Genomic DNA, 24,730 nt, shown 5'->3' with positions numbered 1-24,730 from the left:
CCCAACGGTTCAGGAGAACGCATATGGCAAAATTCGATCTGAACGACTCCAGCGTTGTGGTGATCGTCGGCTCCGGCGCCGGCGGCGGCACGCTGGGCAACGAGCTCGCGCAGAAAGGCGTCAAGGTCGTCATTCTCGAGGCAGGTCCCCGCATCGAGAACCACGACTTCATCAACGACGAATGGGAGAGCTTCTCGCAGCTCGCCTGGACCGATGCGCGCACCACGTCAGGCACATGGCGCGTCGCCAAGGATTTTTCGGGTCTCCCCGCCTGGATCGTCAAGGCGGTCGGCGGCTCCACCGTGCATTGGGCCGGCGCCTCGCTGCGTTTCGACGAGCACGAGTTCAGGGTGAAGAGCACCTACGGCAACATTCCCGGTGCGAATCTGCTGGACTGGCCGGTCACGCTCGCGGAGATGGAGCCGTGGTACGCCAAGGCCGAGAACAAGATGGGCGTGACCCGCACCAACGGCATTCCCGGGCTTCCCGGCAATAATAACTTCAAGGTGCTGGAGGCCGGCGCGAAGAAGCTCGGCTACAAGACCGTGCACACCGGCAACATGGCGATCAACAGCCAGCCGCGCGACGGGCGCGGCTCCTGCCAGCAGATCGGATTCTGCTTCCAGGGCTGCAAATCCGGCGCGAAATGGTCGACGCTCTACACCGAGATCCCGAAGGGCGAGGCGACCGGCAATCTCGAAGTCCGCCCCGGCAGCATGGTGGTCAAGATCGAGCACGATGCGAGCGGCAAGGTGACCGGCGTCGTCTACGCCGACGAAAATGGCGCAATGCAGCGCCAGAAGGCGCGCATCGTCGCGGTGGCCGGCAATTCGATCGAAAGCCCGCGGCTGCTGCTCAACAGCGCCTCGACCACGTTCCCCGATGGTCTCGCCAATTCGAGCGGCCAAGTCGGCCGCAACTACATGCGTCACATGACCGGCAGCGTCTACGCCGTGTTCGAAAAGTCGGTGCACATGTATCGCGGCACCACCATGGCCGGCATCATCCGTGATGAAGCCGCCAACAATCCGAAGCGCGGATTCGTCGGCGGCTACGAGATGGAGACGCTGTCGATCGGCCTGCCCTTCATGGCGGCGTTCCTCAATCCCGGCGCCTGGGGCCGTCCGTTCACCTCAGCACTCGACGGTTATCCCAGGATGGCCGGCATGTGGCTGGTCGGCGAAGACATGCCGCAGGAAACCAATCGCATAACGCTCGACCCTGTCGTGAAGGACAAGTTCGGACAGCCGGTCGCGAGCGTACATTTCGACGATCATCCCAACGACGTCGCAATGCGGGCCCATGCCTACAAGCAAGGCGCTGCAGTCTACGACGCCGTCGGCGCCACCGTGACCTATCCGACGCCGCCCTATCCGAGCACGCACAATCTTGGCACCAACCGGATGAGCGACAAACCGCGGGACGGCGTGGTCAATAAGTTCGGTCAGAGCCACGACATCAAGAACCTGTTCGTCTCCGACGGCAGCCAGTTCACCAGCGGCGCGGCCTGCAACCCGACGCTGACCATCGTCGCGCTGGCCATCCGGCAGGCCGACTACATCGCCGGCGCGATGCAGAAGAAGGAGATTTGAGGCCGGGCATCCTCCCCGTCATTGCGAGCGCAGCGAAGCAATCCAGAATCTCTCCGCAGCGACAGTCTGGATTGCTTCGTCGCAAGAGCTCCTCGCAATGACGCCGGGGGGTATCGTAGTCCCGTAGCCCGGATGGAGCGCAGCGCAATCCGGGGCCGCCTTCACGTGCGCTCGAATCCCGGATTGCGCTTCGCTCCGTCCGGGCTACGCACTTATGTTGGAACGTCTATTCCGCCGCGTCGAGAATCGGCTCCACGGTGCCCTTGAATTCCTGCACCGGCACCGAGCTCCGGGAGCGGTAGATCAAACACGAGCACCGCAGCAGCGACGCGAAATTGTTGACCTCGCCATGATGATCAAGCACCTCGTTGTAGAGTGTCGTCAGGAACTTGCCGAGGCTCATGCTCTCCTTGGCCGCGATCTCCTCCAGCGTGTCCCAGAACGCCATTTCCAGCCGAATCGAGGTGCAGTGCCCGCCGATCCTTAACGAACGGGTTTGGGATTCGTAGTCGCGTTGGGGCTGGTGCGCGAAGAGATGGCACATGGCGTCCTCCCGTCCTGTTGCCATTTTTTCACGATGCTACACCGCTCCCCGGCACCTCACAATCACGACGGTGGCCGGAGACGCGTCCATCCCGGTTGCGGAATTTTCTCGAACGCCCAATGTCTTCAATGTGATAGAGAGCCCTCTTCCCCAGCCCGCCACTCCGGTGTTGCCCAGCCCATGCTTTTGACGCAACACGGCCTAGAATAGCGTCGTCTGCGAATCCCCGTTCGAGCCCCAAGATCGAGTCATGCCCGTCCGCCAGCTTCCAGAGCAAGTCGTCAACCGCATCGCCGCCGGCGAGGTGGTCGAACGTCCGGCGAGCGTGGTCAAGGAGCTCGTCGAGAACGCGATCGATGCCGGCGCGAGCCGCATCGACGTCTTCACCGACGGTGGCGGGCGCCGGCGGATCGGCATCACCGATGACGGCGGCGGCATGACTGCAAAGGATCTCGCGCTCGCAGTCGAGCGCCACGCCACCTCCAAGCTCGACGATGAGGACCTGCTCCAGATCCGCACCCTCGGATTCCGCGGCGAGGCGCTGCCGTCGATCGGGGCAGTCGCGCGCCTCTCCATCACGACGCGGCACGCCAGCGAGCCGCACGCCTGGGCGTTGACTGTCGAAGGCGGCGAGAAGTCCGAGATCATGCCGGCGGCGCTGGCGCATGGCACGCGGGTCGAGGTCAACGATCTCTTCTACGCGACACCCGCGCGGCTGAAGTTTCTGAAGACCGACCGCACCGAGGCGGAAGCCATTCGCGAAGTGGTCCGGCGCCTCGCGATGGCGCGGCCCGATATCGCCTTCACGCTCGCGGGCGAGGAGCGTGCGCCGGTGACCTGGGCCGCGGCGCTGCCCGGTGCCGCGGGGCGCCTGACGCGGCTCGGCGATATCCTGGGCGCGGAGTTTCGCAGCCACGCCATCGAGGTCCATGCCGAGCGCGAGGGCGTCGTGGTCGCCGGCTATGCCGCCGCACCTGCGCTGACCAAAGCCAACGCGCTCGGGCAATATCTCTTCGTTAACGGCCGTCCGGTGCGCGACAAGCTGATCCTCGGCGCGGTGCGCGCGGCCTATTCCGACTATCTGCCGCGCGACCGCCATCCCGTGGTGGCGCTGTTCGTCACGCTCGATCCACGTGAGGTCGACGCCAACGTGCATCCGGCCAAGACCGAGGTGCGCTTCCGTAACGCGGGGCTGGTGCGCGCGCTGATCGTGCATGGATTGAAGGAAGGGCTTGCGCGCGAGGGACGGCGCACGGCGGCCAACAGCGGCGGTGCCGCCTTGTCCTCGTTCCGCCCTGCCTTCACGCCGCAACGGTCTGCCAGTTGGGACTGGCGCCAATCGCCATCCGTCCCGGTTGGGACGCTGCCGTCGTTCGAAGGTTCAGCAGCGCCCGCCTTCGCCGAGCGCGCGCAAGCCGCATTCGATGTCGGTGCGCCCAGTGCGGATGTGCGAACCGAGACGCAGCCCGCCGGCGATCTCGTCGACCGCCCGCTCGGCGCCGCACGCACCCAGATCCACGAGACCTATATCGTCTCGCAAACCCGCGACGGGTTGATCATCGTCGACCAGCATGCCGCGCACGAGCGCATCGTCTATGAGCGGCTGAAGGCCTCGCTGGCGGCGAACGGCGTGCAGCGGCAGATCTTGCTGATCCCCGAGATCGTCGAGATGGACGAATCTACTGTGGAGCGCCTGCTCGATCGCAGCGAGGAGCTGGCATCGTTCGGTCTCGCCATCGAGTCCTTCGGCCCCGGCGCGGTCGCGGTGCGCGAGACGCCGTCGCTGTTGGGCAAGACCAATGCAGGCGGGCTACTCCGCGATCTCGCCGAGCACATGGCCGAGTGGGACGAGGCTTTGCCGCTGGAGCGCCGCCTGATGCATGTCGCCGCCACCATGGCCTGCCACGGCTCGGTCCGCGCCGGCCGCCGGCTGCGGCCGGAGGAGATGAACGCCCTGCTCCGCGAGATGGAGGACACCCCGAACTCCGGCCAGTGCAATCACGGCCGCCCGACCTATGTCGAGCTGAAGCTGAGCGATGTGGAGAAGCTGTTCGGGCGGAGGTGACGGTGCCGTAGGGTGGGCAAAGCGAAGCGTGCCCACCATTTCTCTGGCGATCAAGAAAAGATGGTGGGCACGGCGCTTTGCGCCTTTGCCCACCCTACGGCAGCGAGACTACGGCTTCCTCAGAAACACGAACTCCGTGTCATCATAAGCCCGCCGCTCCAATTCTTCGAAACCTTCCGGCGTCACGAACTGCGCGGCCTTCGCCTCTTCCACCACCAGCAGTGCACCCGGCGTGAGCCAACCGCCGTCGCGCAAGCTCGCCAGCGCCTTCTCAGCAAAGCCCTTGCCATAGGGCGGATCGAGGAACACCAGCGAGAACGGCTCGACGGGATGCGCGGGGCCTAGATCGGTCGCATCGCGGCGATAGACCTTGGTCACACCGCCGAGGCCGAGCGACTCGACATTGTTGCGCAGCAATGCTCGCGCTTCGGCCCCATTGTCGACGAACAACGTGAACTTCGCCCCGCGCGACGACGCCTCGATGCCGAGGGCGCCGGTGCCAGCGAAGAGATCGAGCACGCGCGCGTCCTCGATCGGATCGTCATAGGCGTGCACGAGGATGTTGAACACGGACTCGCGCAGGCGGTCCGCCGTGGGGCGGATGTCGCGCGAAGACGGTGAGGCAAGATTGCGCCCCTTCAGACGACCGCCGACGACGCGCAAATTAATCCTCCCGCGGCGTCAGGTCGCGCTTGCCGTGATAGCCGCGCTTGGGACGGCGCGGCGGGCCATAGCCGCTCGCCTCCAGCTCGTTGCGCTCGCGCGCCTCCTCGCTGCCGGTACGCTGCACCAGCACGCGGCGGCCTTTGCGATCGTTGATGACAGCGCGCTTCATCGGCTTCTTCGGCGCATCGCCCTCGCGCGCGGCGGATTTCGCGGGCACGTCGAACTCGGCGCCCGACTTCTCGATCACCTTGTCGCCGAGCTGCTCGCGCAGCACGCGCGACTTGATCTCTTCGACCTGGCCTTCCGGGATCTCGCCGAGCTGGAACGGGCCATAGGAGACGCGGATCAGCCGATTCACCTCGAGCCCGAGATGGGCGCAGACATTGCGCACCTCGCGGTTCTTGCCCTCGCGGATCGCGAACACCAGCCAGACATTGGCGCCCTGGTCGCGCTCCAGCGTCGCTTCGATCGGACCGTATTTGACGCCTTCGACCTCGATGCCACCCTTGAGCTCGTCGAGCTGCGCCTGGGTGACGTCGCCATGGGCGCGGACGCGGTAGCGGCGCAGCCAGCCGGTGTCCGGCAGCTCAAGCGTACGGGCGAGGCCGCCGTCATTGGTGAGCAGCAACAAGCCTTCGGTGTTGAAGTCGAGCCGGCCGACGCTGATCAAACGCGGCAGACCTTCGGGAAGATTGTCGAACACGGTCGGGCGCCCCTCGGGGTCGTCATGTGTCGTCATCAACCCGCGTGGCTTGTGATAGAGGAACAGCCGCGTGCGCTCGCGCGGCGGCAACGGCTTGCCGTCGACGGCGACGACGTCGTTCTGGGTGACGTCGAGCGCCGGCGAATTGATCACCCGGCCGTTGACGGTGACGCGGCCCTGCGTAACCAATTCCTCGGCATCGCGCCGCGAAGCGAGGCCCGCGCGGGCCAGCACTTTTGCAATGCGCTCGCCGGCCTTCTTCGGCTTAGGCGCGTCTTCACGGCGCGGACGCCCTTCGAAATCGCGATCGCGATCGCGATAGGCGCCGCGGCCGCCGAAGGCGGGACGCTTCTCGAAAATCCTGCTGTCGTCCTCGTTGTCGCGGGGCGGCCGATCGCGGAAGCGACCCTCGCTGCGGGGATGCTCCTGCCAGTCCATGCGGCCTTCCGGCCGCTTTTCGCGCGAGCGATTGAAGCGCGGACGATCGTCACCGGAGCGCTCCTCGCGCGGGCGCGAGAAACGCGGGCGATCATCGCCCTCGTCGCGGCGCCGGGAGAAACGCGGACGATCGTCGCCACGGCCACCTTCACGACGGTCGTCGCGCTGACGCCAGGGCTTTTCATCGCCGCGATCACGGCCGCCGAAATCCTTGTCGAAGCTCTTGCGCGGCCGGTCACTGCGCGGACGATCGTCGCGCTTCTGCCACGGCTTTGAATCGCCGCGCTCGCCACGATCCCTCGGATGGTCGCCAAAGCTGCGCTTGCTATCCCGGAAGTCACGGTCGCGGCCAAAGTCCTTACGCGGCCGGTCGGAGTCGCCGCGCGAAAACTTGCGGTCCTCGAACCGCCGCTCCGAACGCTCACCGCGCGGCGCGCGCTCATCACGATCGAACTTCGGACGGTCGCCGCGCGGCTTGAACGGCCGATCACCCCGCGGCTTGAAGCTGCGCTCGCCGCGGCCCTCTCCGCCGCGGTCGTCGCGCTTGAAGCGCGGACGGTCACTGAAATCGCGGCGCGGCGCGTCGCCCTCCTCGCGGCGGCGGAACGGACGGCCCTCACGACCCTCGCGGGGCGGGCGGCTGTCGCGATCGCGCTTGCCCTCGAAGCCGCGCTTGGCGAATTTCTTGTCCGGTCCCCGGGGCTTGCCGGTACGGCCCTTGGACGGGCCACGATCACGCCGGCCGCGGGAATCGTTGTCTTTGTCGCTGTCGCGGGGCATGAATAATCTCACTTAGGGGTGGCGCGATGAGCATTGTGCGCGCTCGTTCCGAGCCGCATGCTCAGGCAAAATCGGTATCCACTCTTGCTGAAGGCGGAGCTAGTAGCAGGTTTCTGGCGATGATACGAGGCATGAAAGCCCCTTCTTTCATGGATTTGGCGCTTAAGACGGCCGAAAATGCCGGAAAATCGGGCGAAGTTCCGATCGGGTGCGTCGTGGTCCGCAATTACGAGGTCATCGCCACCGCGGCGAACCGGACGCTGACCGATTACGACCCGACGGCCCATGCCGAGATCATCGCGCTGCGCGAGGCGGCGAAGAAGATCGGCAGCGAGCGCCTCGTCGACTGCGACCTCTACGTGACGCTCGAGCCCTGCACCATGTGTGCCGGCGCCATCTCCTTTGCAAGGGTGAGGCGGCTCTATTACGGCGCCGCCGACCCCAAGGGTGGCGCGGTCGAGTCCGGCGTGCGGTTCTTTGCTTCCCCGACCTGCCATCACGCGCCGGAGGTCTATTCCGGGGTCGGCGAGAGCGAGGCGGCGCGGCTGCTGCGGGAGTTCTTTCGCGAACGGCGGTAGGTCCCTCCTCGTCATTGCGAGCGTAGCGAAGCAATCCAGATTCTTTCCGCGGAGACAGACTGGATTGCTTCGTCGCAAGAGCTCCTCGCAATGACGATGAGGATCAAGCCGAGAAAAACTCGCGCAACGCGCTCGCGGTGACCTCCGGGTTCTCCTCGGTGAGGAAGTGGCCGGAATCCACCGGCATGCCCACGACATCCGTGGCCCATTCCTTCCAGGTGTCGAGCGGGGTGGCGGCGGCCTGGGCGATGCCGGCATTGCCCCACAACGCCAGCATGGGAACGGCGATCTTCTTGCCGGCCTCGAAATCGGCCTTGTCGAGGTCGTAGTCGAAATAGGCGCCGGCGCGATAGTCCTCGCACATCGCATGCACCCGGGCGGGATCGCGGAACGGGGCGAGATAGTGCTCGAGCGCGCGCTCGTCGATCGCGTCCAACGTCTTCGACTTGGTCTGGCTCGCCATCTTGAAGCGCAGGAAGAACTCGCCATTGCTGGCGATCAGGGTCTCGGGCAACGGATAAGGCTGCGCCAGGAAGGTCCAGTGATAGATCTTCAGCGCGTAGGCGCGGTTCATCCGCTCCCAGTAATTGTAGGTCGGCAGGATATCGAGCACGGCGAGGCGCGACAGCCGGCCGGGATGGTCGAGCGCGAGGCGGTAGGAGACGCGGCCGCCGCGGTCGTGGCCGGCGAGCGCGAAATGCACGTGGCCGAGGCGCTCCATCACCTCGACCATGGCCTTGGCCATGGCGCGCTTGCTGTAGGGGATATGCAGCGCATCGCTCGCGGGCATGTCGGACCAGCCATAGCCCGGCAGGTCGGCAATGATAAGCGTGAACCTATCGGCCAGCTGCGGCGCCACCTGGTGCCACATCACGTGGGTCTCGGAGAAGCCATGCAGCAGGAGCAGCGGCGGCCCGCTGCCGCCGACGCGGGCGAAGATGCGGCCGAAGGAGGTGTCGATCCATTCGGCGGCAAAGCCCGGATAGAGGTCGGCGAGATCGGACATCTTTCTGCATCCTTGTCTGGTCAGTCCCGGAGCCGGCCCCCGACAAACAAATGTCGAAAACAACCCCATGCACAGTAGCGGTATTATCGGCGGGGCTGCTAACCCCAACAGCCGATTGCACATTCTGGAATGTCGATGTGGCGGCGCGGTGACAGCAAGCCTCGAGATTTTCGGACTGGTGCGCTTTGCGCACCGTCCGGGATCGCGAGCCAGTCGCGTTAATTCCTGGCCTTCTCCGCTTCCACCGCCTGCCAACCGATGTCGCGGCGGCAGAAGCCTTCCGGCCAGTCGATGCGGTCGACGGCCTGATAGGCACGGCCTTGCGCCTCGGTCACGGTCTTGCCGAGCGCGCAGACATTGAGCACGCGGCCGCCATTGGCGAGGATGGCGCCATCCTTTGCCACGGTGCCGGCGTGGAAGATCTCGACGGTATCGACCTTGGCGGCGTCATCGAGCCCGCCGATGCGCGTGCCCTTCTGGTAGTCGCCGGGATAGCCCTTCGCCGCCATCACCACGGTGAGCGCGGACTCCGGATACCAGCGCAGATCGAAATGCTTCAACTCGCCGTCGCAGGCGGCGAGCAGCGCCGGCACGATGTCCGACATCATGCGCAGCATCAGCACCTGGCACTCGGGATCGCCGAAGCGGACGTTGAACTCGAACAGTTTCGGGCCCTGCGTCGTCAGCATGATCCCGGCATAGAGCACGCCGCGGAACGGCGTGCCGCGCTGCTTCATGCCTGATACCGTCGGCAGGATGATCTTGGCCATGATCGCGTCGTGGATCGCGGGCGTGACCAGCGGCGTCGGCGAATAGGCGCCCATGCCGCCAGTGTTCGGGCCGACGTCGTGGTCGAACACGCGCTTGTGGTCCTGGGCCGAGGCCAGCGGAATGGCGGTCTCGCCGTCGCACAGCGCGAAGAAGCTGATCTCGCGGCCGGGCAGAAATTCCTCGATCACGACTTCAGCGCCGGCCTCGCCGAAGGCGCCCTCGAACATCATGGCGATGGCGTCCTCGGCCTCGCGCACAGTCTTGGCGACCACGACGCCCTTGCCGGCGGCAAGACCGTCGGCCTTGACCACGATCGGCGCGCCCTGGCTCTGGACATAGGCGCGCGCCTCATTGGCATTGGTGAAGCGTTTGTAGGCGCCGGTCGGAATGCCGAATTCGGTGCAGAGCGCCTTGGTGAAACCCTTGGAGCTTTCGAGCTGGGCCGCGTCCTTGCTCGGGCCGAACGCCTTGATGCCGGCGGCGGCGAGGTCATCGACGATGCCGGCCGCGAGCGGCGTCTCCGGCCCGACCACCACGAGCTCGACCGCGTTTGTCTTGCAGAAGTCGATCACCGCGGCATGGTCGGCAATATCGAGCGCCACGCACTCCGCCTCCCGCGCGATGCCGGCATTGCCGGGCGCGCACCAGAATTTGGTCACCAGGGGAGAGGCTGCGATCTTCCACGCCAGGGCATGTTCGCGGCCGCCGGAACCGAGCAGGAGAATGTGCATCGAAGGCTCAGAAAATGAGGGGTTTTGCTGGGGGCGGAGGTCGCACGAATCGGGGCGGGCCTCAAGGGGAAACGGCCCAAACTCCCCTTCATTCCGGCGCGCAGCGAAGCTCCTCTTCCCTCTCCCCTTGTGGGAAAGTCAATAGCGGGAATTGCTGAGCGAAATCAATCGGCAATCGTTCGAGTGTATGGCCGGTGTAGAAAACCGAAATTCCGATGACACTGGCGGGAGATGGAGCGGACGATGTCCGCTCAAGCGCCGAAAGCAACGATATAGGCGCGTCACCGCGTGGTGCCGCTGAAGGCCACAGGCGGAAGTCAACGCTGGCTGAATGAAAGAGGTCGCCGACCACCGTCTGTGATGCGGGCGGTCGGCAGGCGGCAATGACTTAAAGGAGCGCGATCAAAGCTAGTCGTTCCAATGCGCCGAAACCAAACCATCGAGAACGTCACGTCCTAGCACAATTTTGCGCTGCCATTCATCCGCGCGGTCAAGGACAAGCAATCCTTCGGATGGTTGTCGAACGATCAGATGACGGTAGCTAAACCGAGAGAAGTACCAAGCCGTCGCGGCAGCATAGTGAATGGTTCTGTGCGAAAATTCTGACGCCATCCCCCAAATTCCGATCGCGAAATTCTCTTCGTCTTCACCTCCCTCGCTCAAAGGCTGCGTCCTACTGGTTAAGACCGACGCGGTGTAAGAAAGGTGTGACGACTGAGACAAGATTTCGTATTCTTCGCGACGCCAAGACGTCATCGAGTCGATATCCGCTGCGGGTAGTCCTGATTTTCTTTCGATTTCGATGATCCGCTTATGAAGGTTCTTAGGCGACGCCGCCGAATGCCAGAAGTTTTTGACCTCCTCATCGGTCACGGAAGTCACGAAAGCCGTAGCCATCTGCTCGTCTTCTAGAACGGCCAAGCAAAGCAAGAGCGCTTCGGTGTAACTGCGAGATAGCGCCCGCGCAGGTGTGTCGAACCCCGAGATGCACAACAGCCGGATGGAGAGACCAAAGGAAACAGCGGAGCCGACAAGCGACCAAGTGGCCAAGTATCGTCCGTCGCCAGATTTTTCTTTCAAGCCATTTGAAAGTGCCACATGCACATAAGAAAGCCATTCAAGGCCGAGTTCAAAGATCGCAAGCCATGGTTGTAGATCAACTGTAGCCTTCGTTCTGGATTCCTTTTCCTCACCCGAGATGAACTCGGAGAACGATCCTCGGTGGTCCTGACTCAGTTGAATATGATTGTAAGCCTTTGCCCAAGCGCTCTCTATTTCGTCATATATCGTGAACAAAATCTGCTCCAAAGATCTTTGGTGAGCGGCACGATTGACCGGCATAGCAGGGCTTCGGCGCTGTGCACCAAAGGTATCCCTGCTGCTCCATATGCCATTTGCAGCCACGCGGTCGCATCCACGAGCAGTCCATGACCGCGCTCTCATCAATGCGTTGGTTGTACAGAAAGTGCAGCTCGTCCTCGGTCAGGTCCGCCATTACCCCTCCCCAGGCAATCGTATTGCCATCTGTAGTTGTGGCGCAATGGGCAATCATCCCGCTCTTGCAAGGGAGAGGATCCGGCAATCGGTTCGCGATTACCGGCAAACGCGTCTTTCACTCCGGCATATTACGGTGACAGCACTGTCACCGTAATCCCACAAGGGGAGAGGGCGCATCAATGGGCACCGCAGAGATCACACCTGCTTCCCCGCGATGATCTCCTGCAGCGTCGCGACATGGCGTGCGAAGGCGCCGCGGCCGGCGGCGGTGGCGGTCACCGTGGTCTGCGGCTTCTTGCCTACAAACGCCTTGTCCACCTGGATATAGCCAGCTTTCGCGAGCGTCTCGATATGCGCGCCGAGATTGCCGTCGGTGGCGCCGGTGAGCTTCTTCAGGCGGACGAATTCGAGCCCCACCTCCGCAGGCAGGGCGTTCAGCGCGGCCATGATCTTCAGGCGCAGCGGCTGATGGATGATCTCGTCGAGCTCGGCCAATGCTAGCTCCGCCGCATCCAGAGGCCGCCGAGGGTCAGCCCGCCGCCATTGACGACTGCCATCCACAGCAACAGGGATATGCCAGGGATGTAGAAATAACCAATCAGCGTCAGCGCAATGATGGTGGCGCCGATCACGAGGAAGGCGTAGCCGAACCACACCCCCGCCATGATGTAGAACAGCATGATGTAGATCGGCCAGAACGCCGTCTGCTGGCGCGGGGTGAAATGGCCGAAATAGCAGACGAAGATGCCGAAGGCGACGATCAGCAGAAATGTCAGGAGATAGCGGATGTCGAACACGCGAATGCGGCTTCGGGACCGGTGATAGGCGCCGATAGCAAGGAAGCCGACGATCGACACCGCGTAAATGCTGATCCAGAAATAGAGTCCATAGCGCGGCCAGAACCAGCCTGCGATGTTGCCGACGAACGCCAGCACGCCCCACATCAACAACGCCAGGCTCGACACTTGATAGATCAGCGACTGGCGCACGCGGCGGACGGTGTCGTCGATATCCGCCATCGCGTCCGCGGCTTGCTTGCTGTCGATCATGACGGCGCTCCAGCCTGCCCGGCCAACCCGGTGGATGGCGCCGCCACATCCGCTGGAGGCCGGTACTTGCGGATCACGAGATAGGCGATCGTCATCGTCGCCATCGACACGATGAGTGCCGCCAAGCCGGCCTGGTTCCGCATCGTCAGCGGCAACAGCCGCAACGCTGTGTTGATTGCCGCGGCCGACATCAGCGATACATAGGACCAGGCGATGAAGTGGTAGTGGATGGATCTCCAGTTCGACGGCCTCGGCATGCGTAGCAGCGGAACGACCGCCAGCACGATGCAGGCGAAATTCACGATCGCGGCGACATGGAAGACGTTGAAATGCCCCGTGAACCGGTGGATCAGCAAGGTCGTGCCGTCAGAGACCAGCATGGCGTAAACGTAGAAGTAACCGCGCGCACGGTGGCCGGCGCCGCGCTTGGGACGCAGGAACTGGATGAACCCGACGGTACTGCAGAGCAGCGCCAGCACCAGATGGATCGTACCTGCAAGGGTCAAATGCGCGATCATGGTCAGCTCCCCGCCGCACCGCGCGTCGCCACGTCCTCGGCGATTGCGGAGACCGCCCTCGGATTGGTGACGATGCCCATGTGGTTGACACCGTCGATGATCTTGACGTCGATCGACGGTTTGATCGCCTGAACCGTCTCGGCATATTTGTCCGAGATCATCATCTCGTCCTCGGCGGCGCCGAAGATCGTGATCGGACGTGTCGTCGCCGGAAGATCGATGCGATAGCCACGCGTCGCGAAATTGCGCATCAGGCGGTCGGAATAGGTGGAGACCAGGTACTTCGCCGAGGCCGGCGGCACCGCCAGGGCGAGCACCGGCAGCTGCGCGCAGCAATCGATGCCGAGCTTGCGCAGCGCGGCAAGCCCGAATAAGCGCGGCATATCGGCATTGGCCCAGCCCCCGGAATGCGGCTTGTTGGTCGGCGCGTCATAGCCGAGATAGGGCGCGAGCAGCACGGTGCGGACAAACATGTCCTGCATGATCGGCGTGGCCGCGACACGCAGCGAGAAGCCGGCGCCAGCGGAATGGCCGATCAAGGTCAGCGGCAGATCGGGCGCGTTCCTGCGGACATGAGCGACGAAGTCGACGAGGTCGTCCTCGAGCTGGCCGACATAGCCGATGTCGCCGCGCGTGCCGGAGCCGCCATGGCCGCGGATGTCCAGCGCCCAGGTCTCCACCCCGCGCGCGGCGATCGCATGGGTCAGCGCGTGATTGACGGTGCCGCTGGAGCCGGAAGAGCCATGGATGAAGATCGCACCGCGGCTCGTCTCCGGGCCGTTCGGCGCATAGTGGCGATAACCGATCCAGGTGCCATCGCGGGCCTGAAAGCGTTCGAGCGGTGGCAACGTGGACCAGTCGATGCCCTTGGCTGAATCCGAGACCGATCGCATCTCAGGCGGCCGCTCCAGCGGCGTTGCGATCATGGCGCCCAGGATCAGCGCCACGCCGCCGAGCGCACACAAGGCCCATTTCAGGCCGGTCAAAACGCCGCGCAGCAGCCCGATCGCCATGGCTCATCCCCCTAATCATCAACCAATAGAGAACTCTATATTACAGAGTACTCTTCCAATCAATCCCGGGATTGGCGCCGCGGCGCGAAAATCCTTAACGTCGGGTCTGACCCCAAAATGCCGAATCGTTTGCCGATGCCGCCTGCGGAACAATTGCTCAACGCGCCCGAATTCACCGTCTCCGAGCTCTCGCTGTCCCTGAAGCGGACGGTCGAGGACGCCTTTGGCCATGTCCGGGTCCGCGGCGAGATCTCCGGCTTCCGCGGACCGCACTCCTCCGGTCATTGCTATTTCGCGCTCAAGGACGACAGCGCCAAGATCGAGGCGGTGATCTGGAAGGGCGTGCATAGCCGCATGCGCTTCAAGCCCCAGGAGGGGCTCGAGGTGATCGCCACCGGCAAGCTCACCACCTATCCAGGCTCCTCGAAATACCAGATCGTGATCGAGGCGCTGGAGCCGGCCGGCATTGGCGCGCTGATGGCGCTGATGGAGGAGCGCAAGAAGAAGCTTGCCGCCGAAGGCCTGTTCGACCAGGCGCGCAAGCAGCTCTTGCCCTGGCTGCCGGAGGTGATCGGCGTCGTCACCTCGCCGACCGGCGCGGTCATCCGCGACATCCTGCACCGGCTCGAGGACCGCTTTCCCCGCCGCGTGCTGGTGTGGCCGGTCAAGGTGCAGGGCGAAGGCTCGGCCGAGCAGGTCGCGGCCGCGATCCGCGGCTTCAACGCGCTGCCCGAGGGCGGCAAGATTCCGCGGCCCGATGTGTTGATCGTCGCGCGCGGGGGCGGCTCGCTGGAGGATCTCTGGTCGTTCAACGAGGAGATCGTGGTGCGCGCAGCGGCCGACAGCATGATCCCGCTGATCTCGGCGGTCGGGCACGAGACCGACATCACGCTGATCGATTTCGTCGCCGACAAGCGCGCGCCGACGCCGACGGCGGCGGCCGAGATGGCGGTGCCGGTGCGCAGCGACCTCTTCGTCGAGGTCGCCGATCTCGGACGGCGCACCCGCGCCTGCTGGCAGCGCGGCCATGAAAGCCGGCGCAACGAGTTGCGCGCCGCCGCGCGCGCGCTGCCGGCGGCCGGCGACCTGCTGGCGATCCCGCGGCAGCGGCTGGATTCGGCGGGCGCCTCCCTGCCCCGCTGCCTCAAGGCCAACACGCATGCGCATTTCCGCCGTTTTACGGCGGCGAGTGCCAAGCTGACGCTACGGGTGCTGCACGGCCAGATCGCGCAGGCCGATCACCGCCTCACCGTGTGCGGCGAGCGGCTCGGCCTCTCCGCGCGCTCGCTGCTGCGGCGGCGGCGCGACCACTTTGCCGGGCTCGAGGTTCGCTTGCGCGCCTCAAAGCTTTCCAACGCACAGGCGCAGCGCAACGCGATTCTGCGCCAGCGCGAGCACACGCATCGGCTCGCCGAGCGCGCGCAACGCGCGCTTGTCACGCTGCTGCAACGGCTCGATGCGCGTGTCGAGAACAGCGGCAAGCTGCTCTCCGCGCTGTCCTACCGCAGCGTGCTCGCGCGCGGCTTTGCATTGGTGCGCGATGAAGCCGGCCACCCCCTGCATGCGGCCGACAGTGTCGGGCCGAATGCGCGGCTCGAGATCGAGTTTGCCGACGGACGTGTGGCCGCGACTGCGGATGCGGACCGCCCGGCGCCGACGGCAATGCGTGCGCCCTCACAGCCAAAGCCGGCCGCGCAAGACGCAAAGCCCGCGCCGAAGCGCGTGGCCAAGCCGGTGGATCAGGGCAGCTTGTTCTGAGGCGCGAGGGCAGCACTTCGCCCGGTGTCATTCCCCGCGAATGCGGGGAATCCAGTACGCCGAGGCTTCTCGGTGAACCACTGACGTCTCGGCGTACTGGATCGCCCGGTCAAGCCGGGCGATGACAGCGCGTGTGTGGAGGCGAGTGTAGCCACAACCTCGTCATTGCGAGGAGCCCTTGCGACGAAGCAATCCAGAATCTTTCCGCAGAGGGACTCTGAATTGCTTCCATCTTGTTAAAGCTTCGGCGGACAAGTCGCTGCGCTCGGAATGACGGTGTGGCGGCAAGGCGGAGCCCATTCAGACCCGTCATCCTGAGGTGCGAGGCTTGCGATGCAGGCGCATCGCAAGATGAGCCTCGAAGGATGTACGGCCGAGATGCAGCCGGGCCGTCGTCCTTCGAGGCTCGCCGAAGAGGCGAGCACCTCCAGCGACATCGGCTTCGCCGTTGCGCGGGGATGACGGCGATGGATTGGTGTACTTCAGCGGCACGACAATCCCGCGTCGATCGTGGTCCAGAAGCCGCAATGTTTCGGCGCGAACTGTGGCGCGCCGGCGTGGGCTTCAAACAGGAAGATCGCGACAGTGAAGACGATCACGGCGGAGGAGAGCAGGACGATACGGCTGCGCATACTGATTGCGTTTAATCGACATCGTGGTCGAATGATGGCATCGCGACATGCTGAAACCGGCGCCACGCGCGATCCGTAGATTCCCGGTCGGCCATCATGGTCCGTGCAGGGCGGTGGTCGATGCGGGGCTGTCCGCCTGACGTTGTTCCTCGGCCGGCCCCGCTTCCGCCTTCGCTCTACCGAGCTACGGCGGGACAAGTCCGGGCTAGGAACTACGGCACCATCCTCACCGCGCCAGCCATTCCGCGACGTCCTTCTGCGACTCCGCACGCGCCTGCGCATCGGTGCCGAGATGGCCATGCTCGGGCGCGGCCACGTCGGTGCCGCCCGCAGCTGCGTGCAGCGGCGTGTTGGCGCGGTCGAAATCATGATAGGCGCCGGGATAGACCACGATGCGCGCGAGCGCGCTGCGGCCGCGCGCGCCGTCCACCATCTGGCGGCAGGCCGGCGGCGACGACACGTCGTCATCGGCGCCGATCAGCACCAGGGTCGGCACCCGCGTGCTCCAGCCGAGGCCGGCGGAGATCCGGCAATCGGGATAGAAGGCGACCGCGGCGCGAAAATCCGGGCTCAAATCGCGCGCCGCGCTCTGCGGCCGCACGGCCCACAGCAGCGCACTGGCGCCGTTGGCCCAGCCGATCAGGCTGACACGGTCGCGCGCCACCCAGCTCTGCTTCATCAGCCAGGCGCGTGACGCTGCGATGTCGGTGACGCGTTCACGCCGCGCCTTGACGTGCATCTCCTTGACGCGACATTGCGGCCCGAGCTCGCGCGAGCCGTAGCTGTCAGGCAGCAGCACGGCGTTGCCGGCCCTAAGCAGCCGCTCGGCCCAGTCGCGATAGCGCGGCAGTACGGAATCGGAATGGCCACTGAGCCCGCCGCAGCCATGCAGCGCGATCACGGCCGGAAATGGCCCCTCGCCCTCGGGCTTGTAGAGCTGCGCATGCAGGACGCCCGACGACAGCGGGATGTCGACCTGCTGCGGCACAGGCGCAGCGTGCGCGGCCGACATCAGGAGCGTCAGGAACAAGGCGGTCAGTCGAAGGCGCATCGGACTCGGCGTCAAGACCCTTCGTCCAAGCACTACCACGCGGAAACGGCGCCAAAACATCACAAACCAGTGGGTTTACCGGGCGGACAAGCCACCCTATCTATGCTACATCCAGCCCGACACATCGTGCCCTCCAAGGAATTTCCACGGAGAGGCCTTCCACGGAGACTTTCGACCGTGCTGAACAAGTTTGGCCCCTCGGGCCATGGCGAAGCGCAGGTGCAATATCTCGACGGCGATTTCCGGGTGATCTCGCCGGGGACCTATGTGCGCTGCGCGATCACCGACACGCGTATCCCGCTCGACGAATTGAAATACTGGAGCGTGGATCTGCAGGAAGCCTACGCCACGCCCGCCGCCGTGCTCCAGCGGCATTTCCCCGGCGCGCCGAAGCCGCAGGGATAAGGCCGCGCGCCTGCGGCTATTGTTGCTCGGTGCCATCCGCGCCCACGCAGGTCTTGATGAAAGTCTTGCGGGCCTCGCCGACGATCTTCTGATCGATCGCCTGCTTGAGGCAGTCGAGCCGCGCCTGCGCCATGCAGAGCTGCAGCTGGTCGCGTTTATCCTGTCCCTTCAGGTTTTGCGTCGTGGCGAGGCACGTGACGCGCTTGGTCGCGGGAACCGGCACCGCACCTGTCGGATTTGCCGGAGCGGCCGCAGGCGGCGGCGAGGGAGTCTGAGCAAGGGCGGGCAAAACCGGCAGACACGTGAGGCTGACGGCAATGATCGCGGACCGCAGTTTCATCGAATTCTCCTGATCGGAGATGTATCGATAGAAGCGCGGCCATGAATGCCGGCTGAATGTCGGCTGATGTTTAAAATTGTCTCGTTTCCATTGGGGCCGGTTTAAGTCGGTCTGCAGCACATTGCCACGGGAAAAAGTGGCAAGCGGGCAGGACGCACATGGACCCCCGGAGACTTTGCAGCCATTCGTTCGATGCACCATTCGGCCCAGAGCGACATGCTCGTCGGCGCGAGCGGGCGGTTAGCCTGCTTGAACGATTCGCCCGAGATCAGTCGGGCAGCTATGTGATCATTTCGGCGCTGCTGATGCCGGTCCTGGTCGGCACAGCAGGGCTCGGCACGGAAGTGGGCTGGTGGTACTACAAACATAAGAACATGCAGAGCGCGGCTGACTCTGGCGCGGTCAGCGCTGCGACAGCGGCGAGTGCAGGGACCGACCCCTCGTCCGAAGCCAAAGCGGTTACGGCAAACTACGGTTACGCGAACGGGGCAAACAACGTCACGGTCACGGTGAACCAGCCGCCGAAGACAGGCAATCACACATCCAATTCGCAGGCCATCGAAGTCATCGTGAGTCAACCGCAACAGCGGCTGCTATCAGCCCTGTTCGGCTCGGATCCTGTCCTCATAACCGCACGATCTGTCGCCCTGCCCAATTCCGGGACAGGCTGCGTACTTGCGCTCAACTCGAGCGCAAGTCCCGCTGTCAACGTCAGCGGCGGCAACCAGCTCAACTTGATCAAGTGCAACCTTTACAGCAACTCAAGTGCAAGCCCCTCACTCAACGTTGCCGGCAGCGCCTCGGTCGCTGCAAATCAGGTCGGAGTGGTTGGCGACGTCTCAGGCGCGAGCAGCATCACGGCGACCAACGGTGTCAAGACGCACATTTTGCCCGTCGCCGACCCCTACGCCAACGTCTCTCCCCCCGCGAGGCCGAGTTGCACCAACGGCAAGATAGTGGTCAACTCCAATGGAAAAACAACCTCGCTCGACCCCGGCTGCTACACGGGCAGCATTACGGTCAATGCCGGCGCAGTCCTGAACCTTAATCCAGGCATCTATTATCTGGACGGGGCAAGCTTGAGCGTCGCTGGAAACGCCACCATCACGGGCAGCGGCGTAACCCTGGTGTTTACCGGCTCGGGAAGCAACTGGGGCACCGCTTCGATCGGCAGCAACGCGACCGTCGACCTGACGGCGCCGACCAGCGGCGCCACGAAAGGCATCGTCATGTACGGCGATCGCAATATGCCGGCCGGGACTGCTTTCAATCTCACCGGCGGCAGCACACAGAACTTCGGCGGTGCCATCTACCTGCCAAAGGCCAACCTCAGCTTCAGTGGCGGCAACGGCACGAGCACATCCTGCACCAAAATCATCGCGGATACGCTGACGTTCAGCGGCACGTCGAACCTCCAGGTCAATTGTACCGCGCTCGGCACCGCGACGATAGGTTCGCAAACCGCGCAGCTCATCGAATGAGGTTTGGACCAATGCAAATCCAGAACTTCTCATCCAGGCACTGCCGTCGATTGCTTCATTCTCTGACGGGGCACGTGCGCGCCGCTATCGGCGACAAACGCGGCGTCGCGGCCGCCGAATTCGGCATCTTGATCCCGATACTGTCTCTGATGGTCGTGTCGGTGATAGACATCGGGCTCGCACTCTATCGCAAGATGCAGGTCGAAAATGCCGCACAAGCGGGAGCGCAATACGCAATTGCGCGCGGCTTTGACGTGAGCGGCATTTCGAACGCCGTGACAAATGCCACCAATGCCACGGACATCACTGCTTCGCCTGCGCCGGTCCAATTTTGCGGATGTCCAACGAGCGCGGGAGTCAGCGCTGTCACTTGCGGGACGACCTGCACCGGCGGCACGCAGGCTGGAACGTATACGACGGTCTCGGCGCGAGCGACCTACTATACGCTCATCGATTACCAGATCGTGGCAGCCACATATACTTATAGCGCGCAATCCACTGCGAGGCTGCAGTGAAACTCACGGCGCTATGGCACGACAATCAGGGCGCGTCGGCGCTGGAATTTGCGCTGACCGCTCCCGCATTCTTCCTGTTCATATTTGGGATCATCGAATGCGGGCTGCTGTTCTGGACTCAGCTGGGGATCCAGCATGGGAGCGAAATGGCGGCGCGTTGCGCAACCGTCAATAGCACGCTCTGCCCAAGCAGCAGCGCCATAACGAGCTACGCTGCCCAGCAGGCGTTCGGCCTCACGCTCCCTGCGGACACATTCACCTTTTCCACGTCAGCATGCGGCAACGAGGTAAGCGCGAGTTATGCATTTACGTTTCCGGAGATTCTCAATCTGTCCCCGGTGACGCTGACCGCCCGGGCATGCTTTCCGAGTTGAGCTCGTGAACAGGTCGCCTTGCCGCCTACGGAATCATCGTGCGCTGAACCGCCGTTCCCGCGCCTTGTGCGCGGCTCGCCCTCCCGCAATCGTTCCGATCCGACGTTGCATCGAACAGTGCCTGCACTCCGTAGTTTGTCATTTCGCGCTGTAGTTGGATTCTTTGTTGCAGATCAGCGCTCTTAAGTTGTTTGACGAAGTCTTGGTGAAACAAAGGGCTGCTATATTGCGTGTTAGGTAATCAGCCCTGCTCTTTTTATCGCGCGGACAATCAAGTCAGCCAAACAGCGATCGAGCTTTGGAATTGGCGCAGTCTGTGAACGGGCTCATATCGAAGAGCCATCTGGCGGGCTACGATCACCTCGAAAATTCGCGGTGGAATATCTGTAAATCAGGGTCAAGCGATGGGGGTGAATCATGCCCACCATATTCGACATGCTCTATCGTGAATATTGCCGCGCCCGCCTCGCTGAAATGCGGAAACAGCTTCTGATCTCAGCCCAACGCGCTGAAGCTCACGAAGCGCACTATCCGCCTGCGGATCAGGGTGGCGATGAGAGGACGGACGCGCAGCGCAAGACCGATTGCGGCATGCCGAATTGAAGCGGCCCCAAGACCACGATCTCTCCCGCGTAGCGATGACCAAGCAAATTGCAGCTTGGGAGGCAGCGATGAATACACCCGAATGCTATACTGTGATGGTAGCCTGCGCTTCATGCCTGACCATTATTGGATTGATCGCCATCGGGGCGTGGTGAGCATGACTGAATGCTGCACCGCGATCCAGGCCGTTGCCGCTGCCGCTGGCAAGCAAGTTCGTTCGGCGTATGGGCTACGGCAGAGACGCTTGCCTAAAGCGCGATGAGATTAGGATGAATCGTCATCGCGCTTTAGGTTGTTGTTTGAGCATGATCTTTTCGGAAAACCGCTGCGCACTTTCCGGATCATGCTTTAACGCGCGAGATCAACGCGTGCTGAACCGCCGCTCGCGCGCCTTGTACAGATGATCGCTGATCAACTGTCGCAGCTTTGCCGGATCGTCGAACTCGAGCTGGACGGCGAACGGCACAATGTTATCAGGCACGCCCGCGCGGCCGCGCAAACGCGCGAGATCCTTCTCCGTGGTCACCAGCGTGAGCTGTTCGCGCTGGGCCTCCACCGCGAGCGCGGCGAGCTCGTCATCCGAGAACATGTGGTGATCGGCGAAGGAACGCATGCGCGCAACATCGACGCCGCTGGCGCGCAAGCTGCGGAAGAAGCGCTCGGGATCGCCGATGCCGGCGAAGGCGAAAACCCGCTTGCCAAGGAGCTGCGCGAGCGAGGCCGCATCCGCCTGCAGCCGCGCGCGCAGCTCCGGCTTGTCGCGCTTGGCAAGCTCGGCCGCGACATCGTTCGCGGCACGCCCGTCGCCGATCAGGACCAGCGCATCGGTGCGCGCGAGCTGTGCTTGCAGTGGCGCGCGAAGAGGACCGGCGGGAAACACCATGCCGTTGCCGAGGCCGCGCTCGCTGTCGATCACGATCAGCGAGGCGTCCTTGAGCAGGCTCGGATTCTGGAAGCCATCGTCCATCAGGATCACGGTAGCGCCTTGCGACTTCGCCAGCGCGACGCCGTCGAGGCGATCGCGCGCGACCGCGACGGGGACCTCGCGCGCCATCATCAGCGGCTCGTCGCCGACGTCGGCAGCGGTGTGGCGCATCCGGTCGACCATCACCGGCCCCTTCAGGCTTCCGCCATAGCCGCGGCTGAGCACCACCGGGGTCTCACCGAGCTCGCGCAGGAGCTTGGTCAGCGCCAGCACGGTCGGCGTCTTGCCGGCACCGCCGACATGGTAGTTGCCGACGCAGATTACGGGAATGCCGGCGTCAAAGCCCTGGCGCGCCATGCGGCGCGCTGTAATCGCGCCGTAGAGCGCGCCCAGAGGACTAAGGAGATACGACTGCGGGGAACGTGGCCGGTACCAGAAGGCCGGCTCACGCATTGGCGGCCCCCATCTCGATCCGCAGTTGCAACAGATAGGGCTCGAGCGCGGTCATGGTGCGATCGAGCGCGCCGCCGAGCTGCTCGACCACGCCCGAGCCTGCGCGCTGCATCTTGTCGCGCATGGTCGGATCGGCCAGCAATTGGCCGAGCTGCTTGACCAGCGCCTCCTGCGTGTCGGCCTGGCGCGCCCCGCCGCTTTTGTCGAGCGCCTCGTAGACGTCAGTGAAATTGAAGACGTGCGGACCGTGGACGATGGCGGCGCCGAGCTTGATCGCCTCGATCGGATTCTGGCCGCCGTGATGGATCAGCGATCCGCCCATGAAGACGATCGGCGAAAGGCGGTAGAACAGGCCGAGCTCGCCCATGGTGTCGGCAACATAGACGTCGGTCGTCGCCGTCGGCAGTTCCTCGCGCGAGCGCAACGCCGGCTTCAGGCCCGAGGCCGTGATCAGGCCCGCGATCGAGGGGGCGCGATCCGGATGGCGCGGCACGATCACGGTCAAGAGTTGCGGGAAGAAACCGGCGAGGCTGCGATGCGCCGCGATCAGCATCTCATCCTCGCCCGGATGGGTCGAGGCCGCGACGATGATGGGACGCCCGCGCGTCATAGCCATCAGCCGTTCGAGTCTGGCGGGATCGGCCGGCGGCGCCGGCACGTCGAGCTTGAGATTGCCCGTCGTGAGGACGTCGCGGCCGCCAAGCGTGGCAAAACGCTCAGCATCCGTCTGCGATTGTGCAAGACAAATGTCGAAGCGCGACAACAGCGCCGAGATGGTGCCATGCATGCGCCGCCAGCGCGGGAAGGAACGCGGCGACATCCGCCCGTTGACCAGCACCATCGGCACCCGGCGCGCCGCACCGGCGAGGATCAGGTTCGGCCACAGGTCGGATTCGATGAACAGCGCCAGCGACGGCTTCCAATGGTCGAGGAAGCGCGCGACATAGCGCGGGGAATCATACGGCACGTATTGATGGATGACGTCGGGCGGGAAGCGCTTCGCGACCACGGCCGCCGAGGTGACGGTGCCGGAGGTGAGCAGGATGCGCAGATTGAGATCGCGCAGCCGTTCGACCAGCGCCGCCGCGGCCAGAACCTCGCCGACGCTGGCGCCGTGGATCCAGACCAGCGGGCCATGTGGCCGCACGTCCCGCGACAAGCCCCGCCGCTCGCCGACGCGCGCGGGATCCTCCTTGCCCTGTTTCAATCGCCGCTTGATCAGCGCGGGCGCGAGCGGCACCAGGCCGGAGGCCAGCCGGCGATACATTCGCAGCGTCATCGGCAGCGGGTCAGACATCTTCCGGTCCCGGGCGGCCGAGTTGCGCATAGGCGCGGCGGGTCGCCTCGTTCAACGTCTCCTCCAACTCCAGCCGCAGCGCTTCCATAGTGGCTGCGTCGGCATCCGGCGGAACGTGGATCTCCTTGATTCCGACCAATGCGCCGCGCCCGAATGGCAAATTGATGGTGGTGCGGTCCCAGTTCTTGAGCCGGATGAAGCGGCTGGTCGCCATTGCGAAAGGCATGATCGGCCGCCCCGATTCCCGTGCCAGCATGATGATGCCGAGCCCGGCCACGCGCGAGCGTTTGGGGACATCGGCGGTCAGCGCGACATTACAACCGTCCTGGAGCGTCCGCACCATTTCCTTGAAAGCGCCGACCCCGCCCTTGCGGTGGAAGGCGCCGCCATGGTCGCCGGAACCGCGGATGGTGCCGATGCCGAGCCGTTCGGCGGCGATGGCATTGAACTCGCCGTCGCGATGACGGGAGATCAGCACCTTGGCCTGGTACCAGTCCTTGTTCTTGATGAAGGGGGTGAGAAAATGCTGGCCATGCCAGAAGGCGAAGATCGCCGGGATCTGCGGCTCGACGAGGTCATAGACGTCAGCCGGATCGAACGTGAACTTGTTGGTCCACCAGACCAGACGCAGATATTCGGCCGCCAGGACCCCGACGGCACGCTGAAACCAGCTGCTTCGCAGCGTATTGCGAAGCAGTTTTTTCAACGCGCCGGTTCTTGATTGGGGTCGAGCAGCCGGTGGAGATGGACGATGAAATAGCGCATTTGCGCGTTGTCGACCGTGCTCTGCGCCTTGGCCCGCCAAGCCGCGTGCGCGGTGGCATAGTTCGGATAGATGCCGACGATGTCGACGTCGTCGAGGTTCTTGAAGGTATTGTGCTCGAGATCGACGAGCTCGCCACCGATGACGAGGTGAAGCAGTTGTTGCGGGGCACTATCTGGCAT

The 24,730-nt window shown here is 64.2% G+C and carries 27 protein-coding genes; 10 read left to right on the top strand and 17 right to left on the bottom strand.

The genetic code is table 11. The features are described from left to right. Window positions 1-23: 23 nt before the first annotated feature. On the top strand, window positions 24-1,592 hold the full coding sequence (locus tag XH85_RS07645) for a GMC family oxidoreductase (protein ID WP_128931405.1): 1,569 nt from the start codon (window positions 24-26) through the stop codon (window positions 1,590-1,592). A gap of 226 nt (window positions 1,593-1,818) precedes the next feature. Here the strand turns inward: XH85_RS07645 and XH85_RS07640 are convergent, their stop codons facing one another. Next, window positions 1,819-2,136: a ribbon-helix-helix domain-containing protein gene (locus XH85_RS07640; RefSeq protein WP_128931404.1), complete on the bottom strand. Its 318-nt coding sequence runs from the start codon at window positions 2,134-2,136 to the stop codon at window positions 1,819-1,821. Window positions 2,137-2,386: 250 nt separating this feature from the next. On the opposite strand from XH85_RS07640, the gene mutL reads away from it, so the two are divergent. Beyond that, window positions 2,387-4,201, top strand: a complete 1,815-nt coding sequence (gene mutL / locus XH85_RS07635; protein WP_128931403.1) for a DNA mismatch repair endonuclease MutL — start codon at window positions 2,387-2,389, stop codon at window positions 4,199-4,201. Between the two features lie 108 nt (window positions 4,202-4,309). Here the strand turns inward: mutL and rsmD are convergent, their stop codons facing one another. Together rsmD and XH85_RS07625 are read right to left on the bottom strand one after the other, a co-directional pair. Then, the gene (gene rsmD / locus XH85_RS07630) at window positions 4,310-4,864 is read right to left on the bottom strand and encodes a 16S rRNA (guanine(966)-N(2))-methyltransferase RsmD (protein ID WP_128931402.1); all 555 of its coding nucleotides are present in this window, start codon (window positions 4,862-4,864) and stop codon (window positions 4,310-4,312) included. A gap of 1 nt (window position 4,865) precedes the next feature. Then, window positions 4,866-6,788: a pseudouridine synthase gene (locus tag XH85_RS07625; protein WP_164940087.1), complete on the bottom strand. Its 1,923-nt coding sequence runs from the start codon at window positions 6,786-6,788 to the stop codon at window positions 4,866-4,868. Between the two features lie 119 nt (window positions 6,789-6,907). On the opposite strand from XH85_RS07625, the gene XH85_RS07620 reads away from it, so the two are divergent. Next, a complete protein-coding gene (locus XH85_RS07620; protein ID WP_128931400.1) occupies window positions 6,908-7,366 on the top strand; it encodes a nucleoside deaminase in 459 nt (152 codons plus the stop codon). 103 nt (window positions 7,367-7,469) lie between these two features. Here the strand turns inward: XH85_RS07620 and XH85_RS07615 are convergent, their stop codons facing one another. The 7 genes from XH85_RS07615 to XH85_RS07585 form a co-directional block, all read right to left on the bottom strand. Beyond that, window positions 7,470-8,372: an alpha/beta fold hydrolase gene (locus tag XH85_RS07615; protein WP_128931399.1), complete on the bottom strand. Its 903-nt coding sequence runs from the start codon at window positions 8,370-8,372 to the stop codon at window positions 7,470-7,472. A 218-nt stretch (window positions 8,373-8,590) separates the two neighbouring features. Beyond that, window positions 8,591-9,874, bottom strand: coding sequence for a phosphoribosylamine--glycine ligase (purD, locus tag XH85_RS07610; RefSeq protein ID WP_128931398.1), 1,284 nt, complete (start codon window positions 9,872-9,874; stop codon window positions 8,591-8,593). 408 nt (window positions 9,875-10,282) lie between these two features. Beyond that, complete coding sequence (locus tag XH85_RS07605) at window positions 10,283-11,215, bottom strand: hypothetical protein (RefSeq protein WP_128931397.1); 933 nt, start codon at window positions 11,213-11,215, stop codon at window positions 10,283-10,285. Window positions 11,216-11,566: 351 nt separating this feature from the next. Beyond that, window positions 11,567-11,866, bottom strand: a complete 300-nt coding sequence (locus tag XH85_RS07600) for a winged helix-turn-helix domain-containing protein (RefSeq protein WP_128931396.1) — start codon at window positions 11,864-11,866, stop codon at window positions 11,567-11,569. Window positions 11,867-11,868: 2 nt separating this feature from the next. After that, window positions 11,869-12,420, bottom strand: a complete 552-nt coding sequence (locus tag XH85_RS07595; protein WP_128931395.1) for a hypothetical protein — start codon at window positions 12,418-12,420, stop codon at window positions 11,869-11,871. Beyond that, window positions 12,417-12,938, bottom strand: a complete 522-nt coding sequence (locus tag XH85_RS07590; protein WP_128931394.1) for a DUF2306 domain-containing protein — start codon at window positions 12,936-12,938, stop codon at window positions 12,417-12,419. The genes XH85_RS07595 and XH85_RS07590 overlap by 4 nt, the downstream gene beginning before the upstream one ends. A gap of 2 nt (window positions 12,939-12,940) precedes the next feature. Next, the gene (locus XH85_RS07585; RefSeq protein ID WP_164940088.1) at window positions 12,941-13,951 is read right to left on the bottom strand and encodes an alpha/beta hydrolase; all 1,011 of its coding nucleotides are present in this window, start codon (window positions 13,949-13,951) and stop codon (window positions 12,941-12,943) included. A 135-nt stretch (window positions 13,952-14,086) separates the two neighbouring features. Between XH85_RS07585 and xseA the strand changes: the two genes are divergently transcribed. Both xseA and XH85_RS47240 read left to right on the top strand, forming a co-directional pair. Further along, the gene (gene xseA, locus XH85_RS07580; protein WP_164940105.1) at window positions 14,087-15,709 is read left to right on the top strand and encodes an exodeoxyribonuclease VII large subunit; all 1,623 of its coding nucleotides are present in this window, start codon (window positions 14,087-14,089) and stop codon (window positions 15,707-15,709) included. 333 nt (window positions 15,710-16,042) lie between these two features. After that, the gene (locus XH85_RS47240; RefSeq protein ID WP_276485815.1) at window positions 16,043-16,171 is read left to right on the top strand and encodes a hypothetical protein; all 129 of its coding nucleotides are present in this window, start codon (window positions 16,043-16,045) and stop codon (window positions 16,169-16,171) included. A gap of 20 nt (window positions 16,172-16,191) precedes the next feature. Here the strand turns inward: XH85_RS47240 and XH85_RS07575 are convergent, their stop codons facing one another. Beyond that, window positions 16,192-16,341, bottom strand: a complete 150-nt coding sequence (locus XH85_RS07575; RefSeq protein ID WP_164940089.1) for a hypothetical protein — start codon at window positions 16,339-16,341, stop codon at window positions 16,192-16,194. A 226-nt stretch (window positions 16,342-16,567) separates the two neighbouring features. Beyond that, window positions 16,568-17,392 carry a dienelactone hydrolase family protein gene (locus tag XH85_RS07570; RefSeq protein WP_164940090.1) on the bottom strand — a complete coding sequence of 275 codons (825 nt, stop codon included), beginning with the start codon at window positions 17,390-17,392 and terminating at the stop codon, window positions 16,568-16,570. A 177-nt stretch (window positions 17,393-17,569) separates the two neighbouring features. Here XH85_RS07570 and XH85_RS07565 point away from each other — a divergent pair, with 177 nt between their 5' ends. Beyond that, entirely contained in the window at window positions 17,570-17,797 is a 228-nt protein-coding gene (locus XH85_RS07565) for a DUF2093 domain-containing protein (RefSeq protein WP_091886894.1), read from the top strand. Window positions 17,798-17,813: 16 nt separating this feature from the next. Here the strand turns inward: XH85_RS07565 and XH85_RS07560 are convergent, their stop codons facing one another. Continuing rightward, window positions 17,814-18,257, bottom strand: a complete 444-nt coding sequence (locus XH85_RS07560; protein WP_420837868.1) for a hypothetical protein — start codon at window positions 18,255-18,257, stop codon at window positions 17,814-17,816. A 38-nt stretch (window positions 18,258-18,295) separates the two neighbouring features. On the opposite strand from XH85_RS07560, the gene XH85_RS07555 reads away from it, so the two are divergent. The 4 genes from XH85_RS07555 to XH85_RS07540 all read left to right on the top strand — a co-directional run bounded on the left by XH85_RS07555 (window position 18,296) and on the right by XH85_RS07540 (window position 21,110). Beyond that, entirely contained in the window at window positions 18,296-19,618 is a 1,323-nt protein-coding gene (locus XH85_RS07555) for a TadE/TadG family type IV pilus assembly protein (RefSeq protein ID WP_128931390.1), read from the top strand. A gap of 11 nt (window positions 19,619-19,629) precedes the next feature. Continuing rightward, window positions 19,630-20,133: a TadE/TadG family type IV pilus assembly protein gene (locus tag XH85_RS07550; RefSeq protein ID WP_245473898.1), complete on the top strand. Its 504-nt coding sequence runs from the start codon at window positions 19,630-19,632 to the stop codon at window positions 20,131-20,133. Continuing rightward, window positions 20,130-20,507 (top strand): TadE/TadG family type IV pilus assembly protein, encoded by a 378-nt coding sequence (locus XH85_RS07545; RefSeq protein WP_245473389.1) that lies wholly within the window; start codon window positions 20,130-20,132, stop codon window positions 20,505-20,507. Before XH85_RS07550 ends, XH85_RS07545 begins: the two co-directional genes overlap by 4 nt. 417 nt (window positions 20,508-20,924) lie before the next feature. Then, window positions 20,925-21,110 carry a hypothetical protein gene (locus XH85_RS07540; RefSeq protein ID WP_128931389.1) on the top strand — a complete coding sequence of 62 codons (186 nt, stop codon included), beginning with the start codon at window positions 20,925-20,927 and terminating at the stop codon, window positions 21,108-21,110. Between the two features lie 361 nt (window positions 21,111-21,471). Here XH85_RS07540 and lpxK read toward each other — a convergent pair whose 3' ends face one another. The 4 genes from lpxK to XH85_RS07520 are packed head-to-tail and all read right to left on the bottom strand — an operon-like array spanning window position 21,472 to window position 24,730. Next, window positions 21,472-22,488: a tetraacyldisaccharide 4'-kinase gene (lpxK, locus tag XH85_RS07535; protein WP_128931388.1), complete on the bottom strand. Its 1,017-nt coding sequence runs from the start codon at window positions 22,486-22,488 to the stop codon at window positions 21,472-21,474. Then, on the bottom strand, window positions 22,481-23,815 hold the full coding sequence (locus tag XH85_RS07530; RefSeq protein WP_128931387.1) for a 3-deoxy-D-manno-octulosonic acid transferase: 1,335 nt from the start codon (window positions 23,813-23,815) through the stop codon (window positions 22,481-22,483). Before XH85_RS07530 ends, lpxK begins: the two co-directional genes overlap by 8 nt. Beyond that, on the bottom strand, window positions 23,778-24,491 hold the full coding sequence (locus XH85_RS07525) for a lysophospholipid acyltransferase family protein (protein ID WP_128931386.1): 714 nt from the start codon (window positions 24,489-24,491) through the stop codon (window positions 23,778-23,780). The genes XH85_RS07530 and XH85_RS07525 overlap by 38 nt, the downstream gene beginning before the upstream one ends. Next, on the bottom strand, window positions 24,488-24,730 hold the full coding sequence (locus XH85_RS07520) for a DUF4170 domain-containing protein (protein ID WP_091886920.1): 243 nt from the start codon (window positions 24,728-24,730) through the stop codon (window positions 24,488-24,490). The genes XH85_RS07525 and XH85_RS07520 overlap by 4 nt, the downstream gene beginning before the upstream one ends.

Origin of the sequence: Bradyrhizobium zhanjiangense (assembly GCF_004114935.1) — a bacterium.
Classification (GTDB): Bacteria; Pseudomonadota; Alphaproteobacteria; order Rhizobiales; family Xanthobacteraceae; genus Bradyrhizobium; species Bradyrhizobium zhanjiangense.
This window is presented reverse-complemented; position numbering and strand designations above follow the sequence as displayed.

Coding starts and splice junctions, on each gene's coding strand:
- XH85_RS07645 (WP_128931405.1), top strand. CDS start 24: ATGGCAAAATTCGATCTGAACGACTCCAGCGTTGTGGTGATCGTCGGC.
- XH85_RS07640 (WP_128931404.1), bottom strand. CDS start 2,136: ATGTGCCATCTCTTCGCGCACCAGCCCCAACGCGACTACGAATCCCAA.
- mutL (WP_128931403.1), top strand. CDS start 2,387: ATGCCCGTCCGCCAGCTTCCAGAGCAAGTCGTCAACCGCATCGCCGCC.
- XH85_RS07625 (WP_164940087.1), bottom strand. CDS start 6,788: ATGCCCCGCGACAGCGACAAAGACAACGATTCCCGCGGCCGGCGTGAT.
- XH85_RS07620 (WP_128931400.1), top strand. CDS start 6,908: ATGATACGAGGCATGAAAGCCCCTTCTTTCATGGATTTGGCGCTTAAG.
- XH85_RS07615 (WP_128931399.1), bottom strand. CDS start 8,372: ATGTCCGATCTCGCCGACCTCTATCCGGGCTTTGCCGCCGAATGGATC.
- purD (WP_128931398.1), bottom strand. CDS start 9,874: ATGCACATTCTCCTGCTCGGTTCCGGCGGCCGCGAACATGCCCTGGCG.
- XH85_RS07605 (WP_128931397.1), bottom strand. CDS start 11,215: ATGCCGGTCAATCGTGCCGCTCACCAAAGATCTTTGGAGCAGATTTTG.
- XH85_RS07595 (WP_128931395.1), bottom strand. CDS start 12,420: ATGATCGACAGCAAGCAAGCCGCGGACGCGATGGCGGATATCGACGAC.
- XH85_RS07590 (WP_128931394.1), bottom strand. CDS start 12,938: ATGATCGCGCATTTGACCCTTGCAGGTACGATCCATCTGGTGCTGGCG.
- XH85_RS07585 (WP_164940088.1), bottom strand. CDS start 13,951: ATGGCGATCGGGCTGCTGCGCGGCGTTTTGACCGGCCTGAAATGGGCC.
- xseA (WP_164940105.1), top strand. CDS start 14,087: ATGCCGCCTGCGGAACAATTGCTCAACGCGCCCGAATTCACCGTCTCC.
- XH85_RS47240 (WP_276485815.1), top strand. CDS start 16,043: ATGCAGGCGCATCGCAAGATGAGCCTCGAAGGATGTACGGCCGAGATG.
- XH85_RS07575 (WP_164940089.1), bottom strand. CDS start 16,341: ATGCGCAGCCGTATCGTCCTGCTCTCCTCCGCCGTGATCGTCTTCACT.
- XH85_RS07570 (WP_164940090.1), bottom strand. CDS start 17,392: ATGCGCCTTCGACTGACCGCCTTGTTCCTGACGCTCCTGATGTCGGCC.
- XH85_RS07555 (WP_128931390.1), top strand. CDS start 18,296: ATGGACCCCCGGAGACTTTGCAGCCATTCGTTCGATGCACCATTCGGC.
- XH85_RS07550 (WP_245473898.1), top strand. CDS start 19,630: ATGCAAATCCAGAACTTCTCATCCAGGCACTGCCGTCGATTGCTTCAT.
- XH85_RS07540 (WP_128931389.1), top strand. CDS start 20,925: ATGCCCACCATATTCGACATGCTCTATCGTGAATATTGCCGCGCCCGC.
- lpxK (WP_128931388.1), bottom strand. CDS start 22,488: ATGCGTGAGCCGGCCTTCTGGTACCGGCCACGTTCCCCGCAGTCGTAT.
- XH85_RS07530 (WP_128931387.1), bottom strand. CDS start 23,815: ATGCGCAACTCGGCCGCCCGGGACCGGAAGATGTCTGACCCGCTGCCG.
- XH85_RS07520 (WP_091886920.1), bottom strand. CDS start 24,730: ATGCCAGATAGTGCCCCGCAACAACTGCTTCACCTCGTCATCGGTGGC.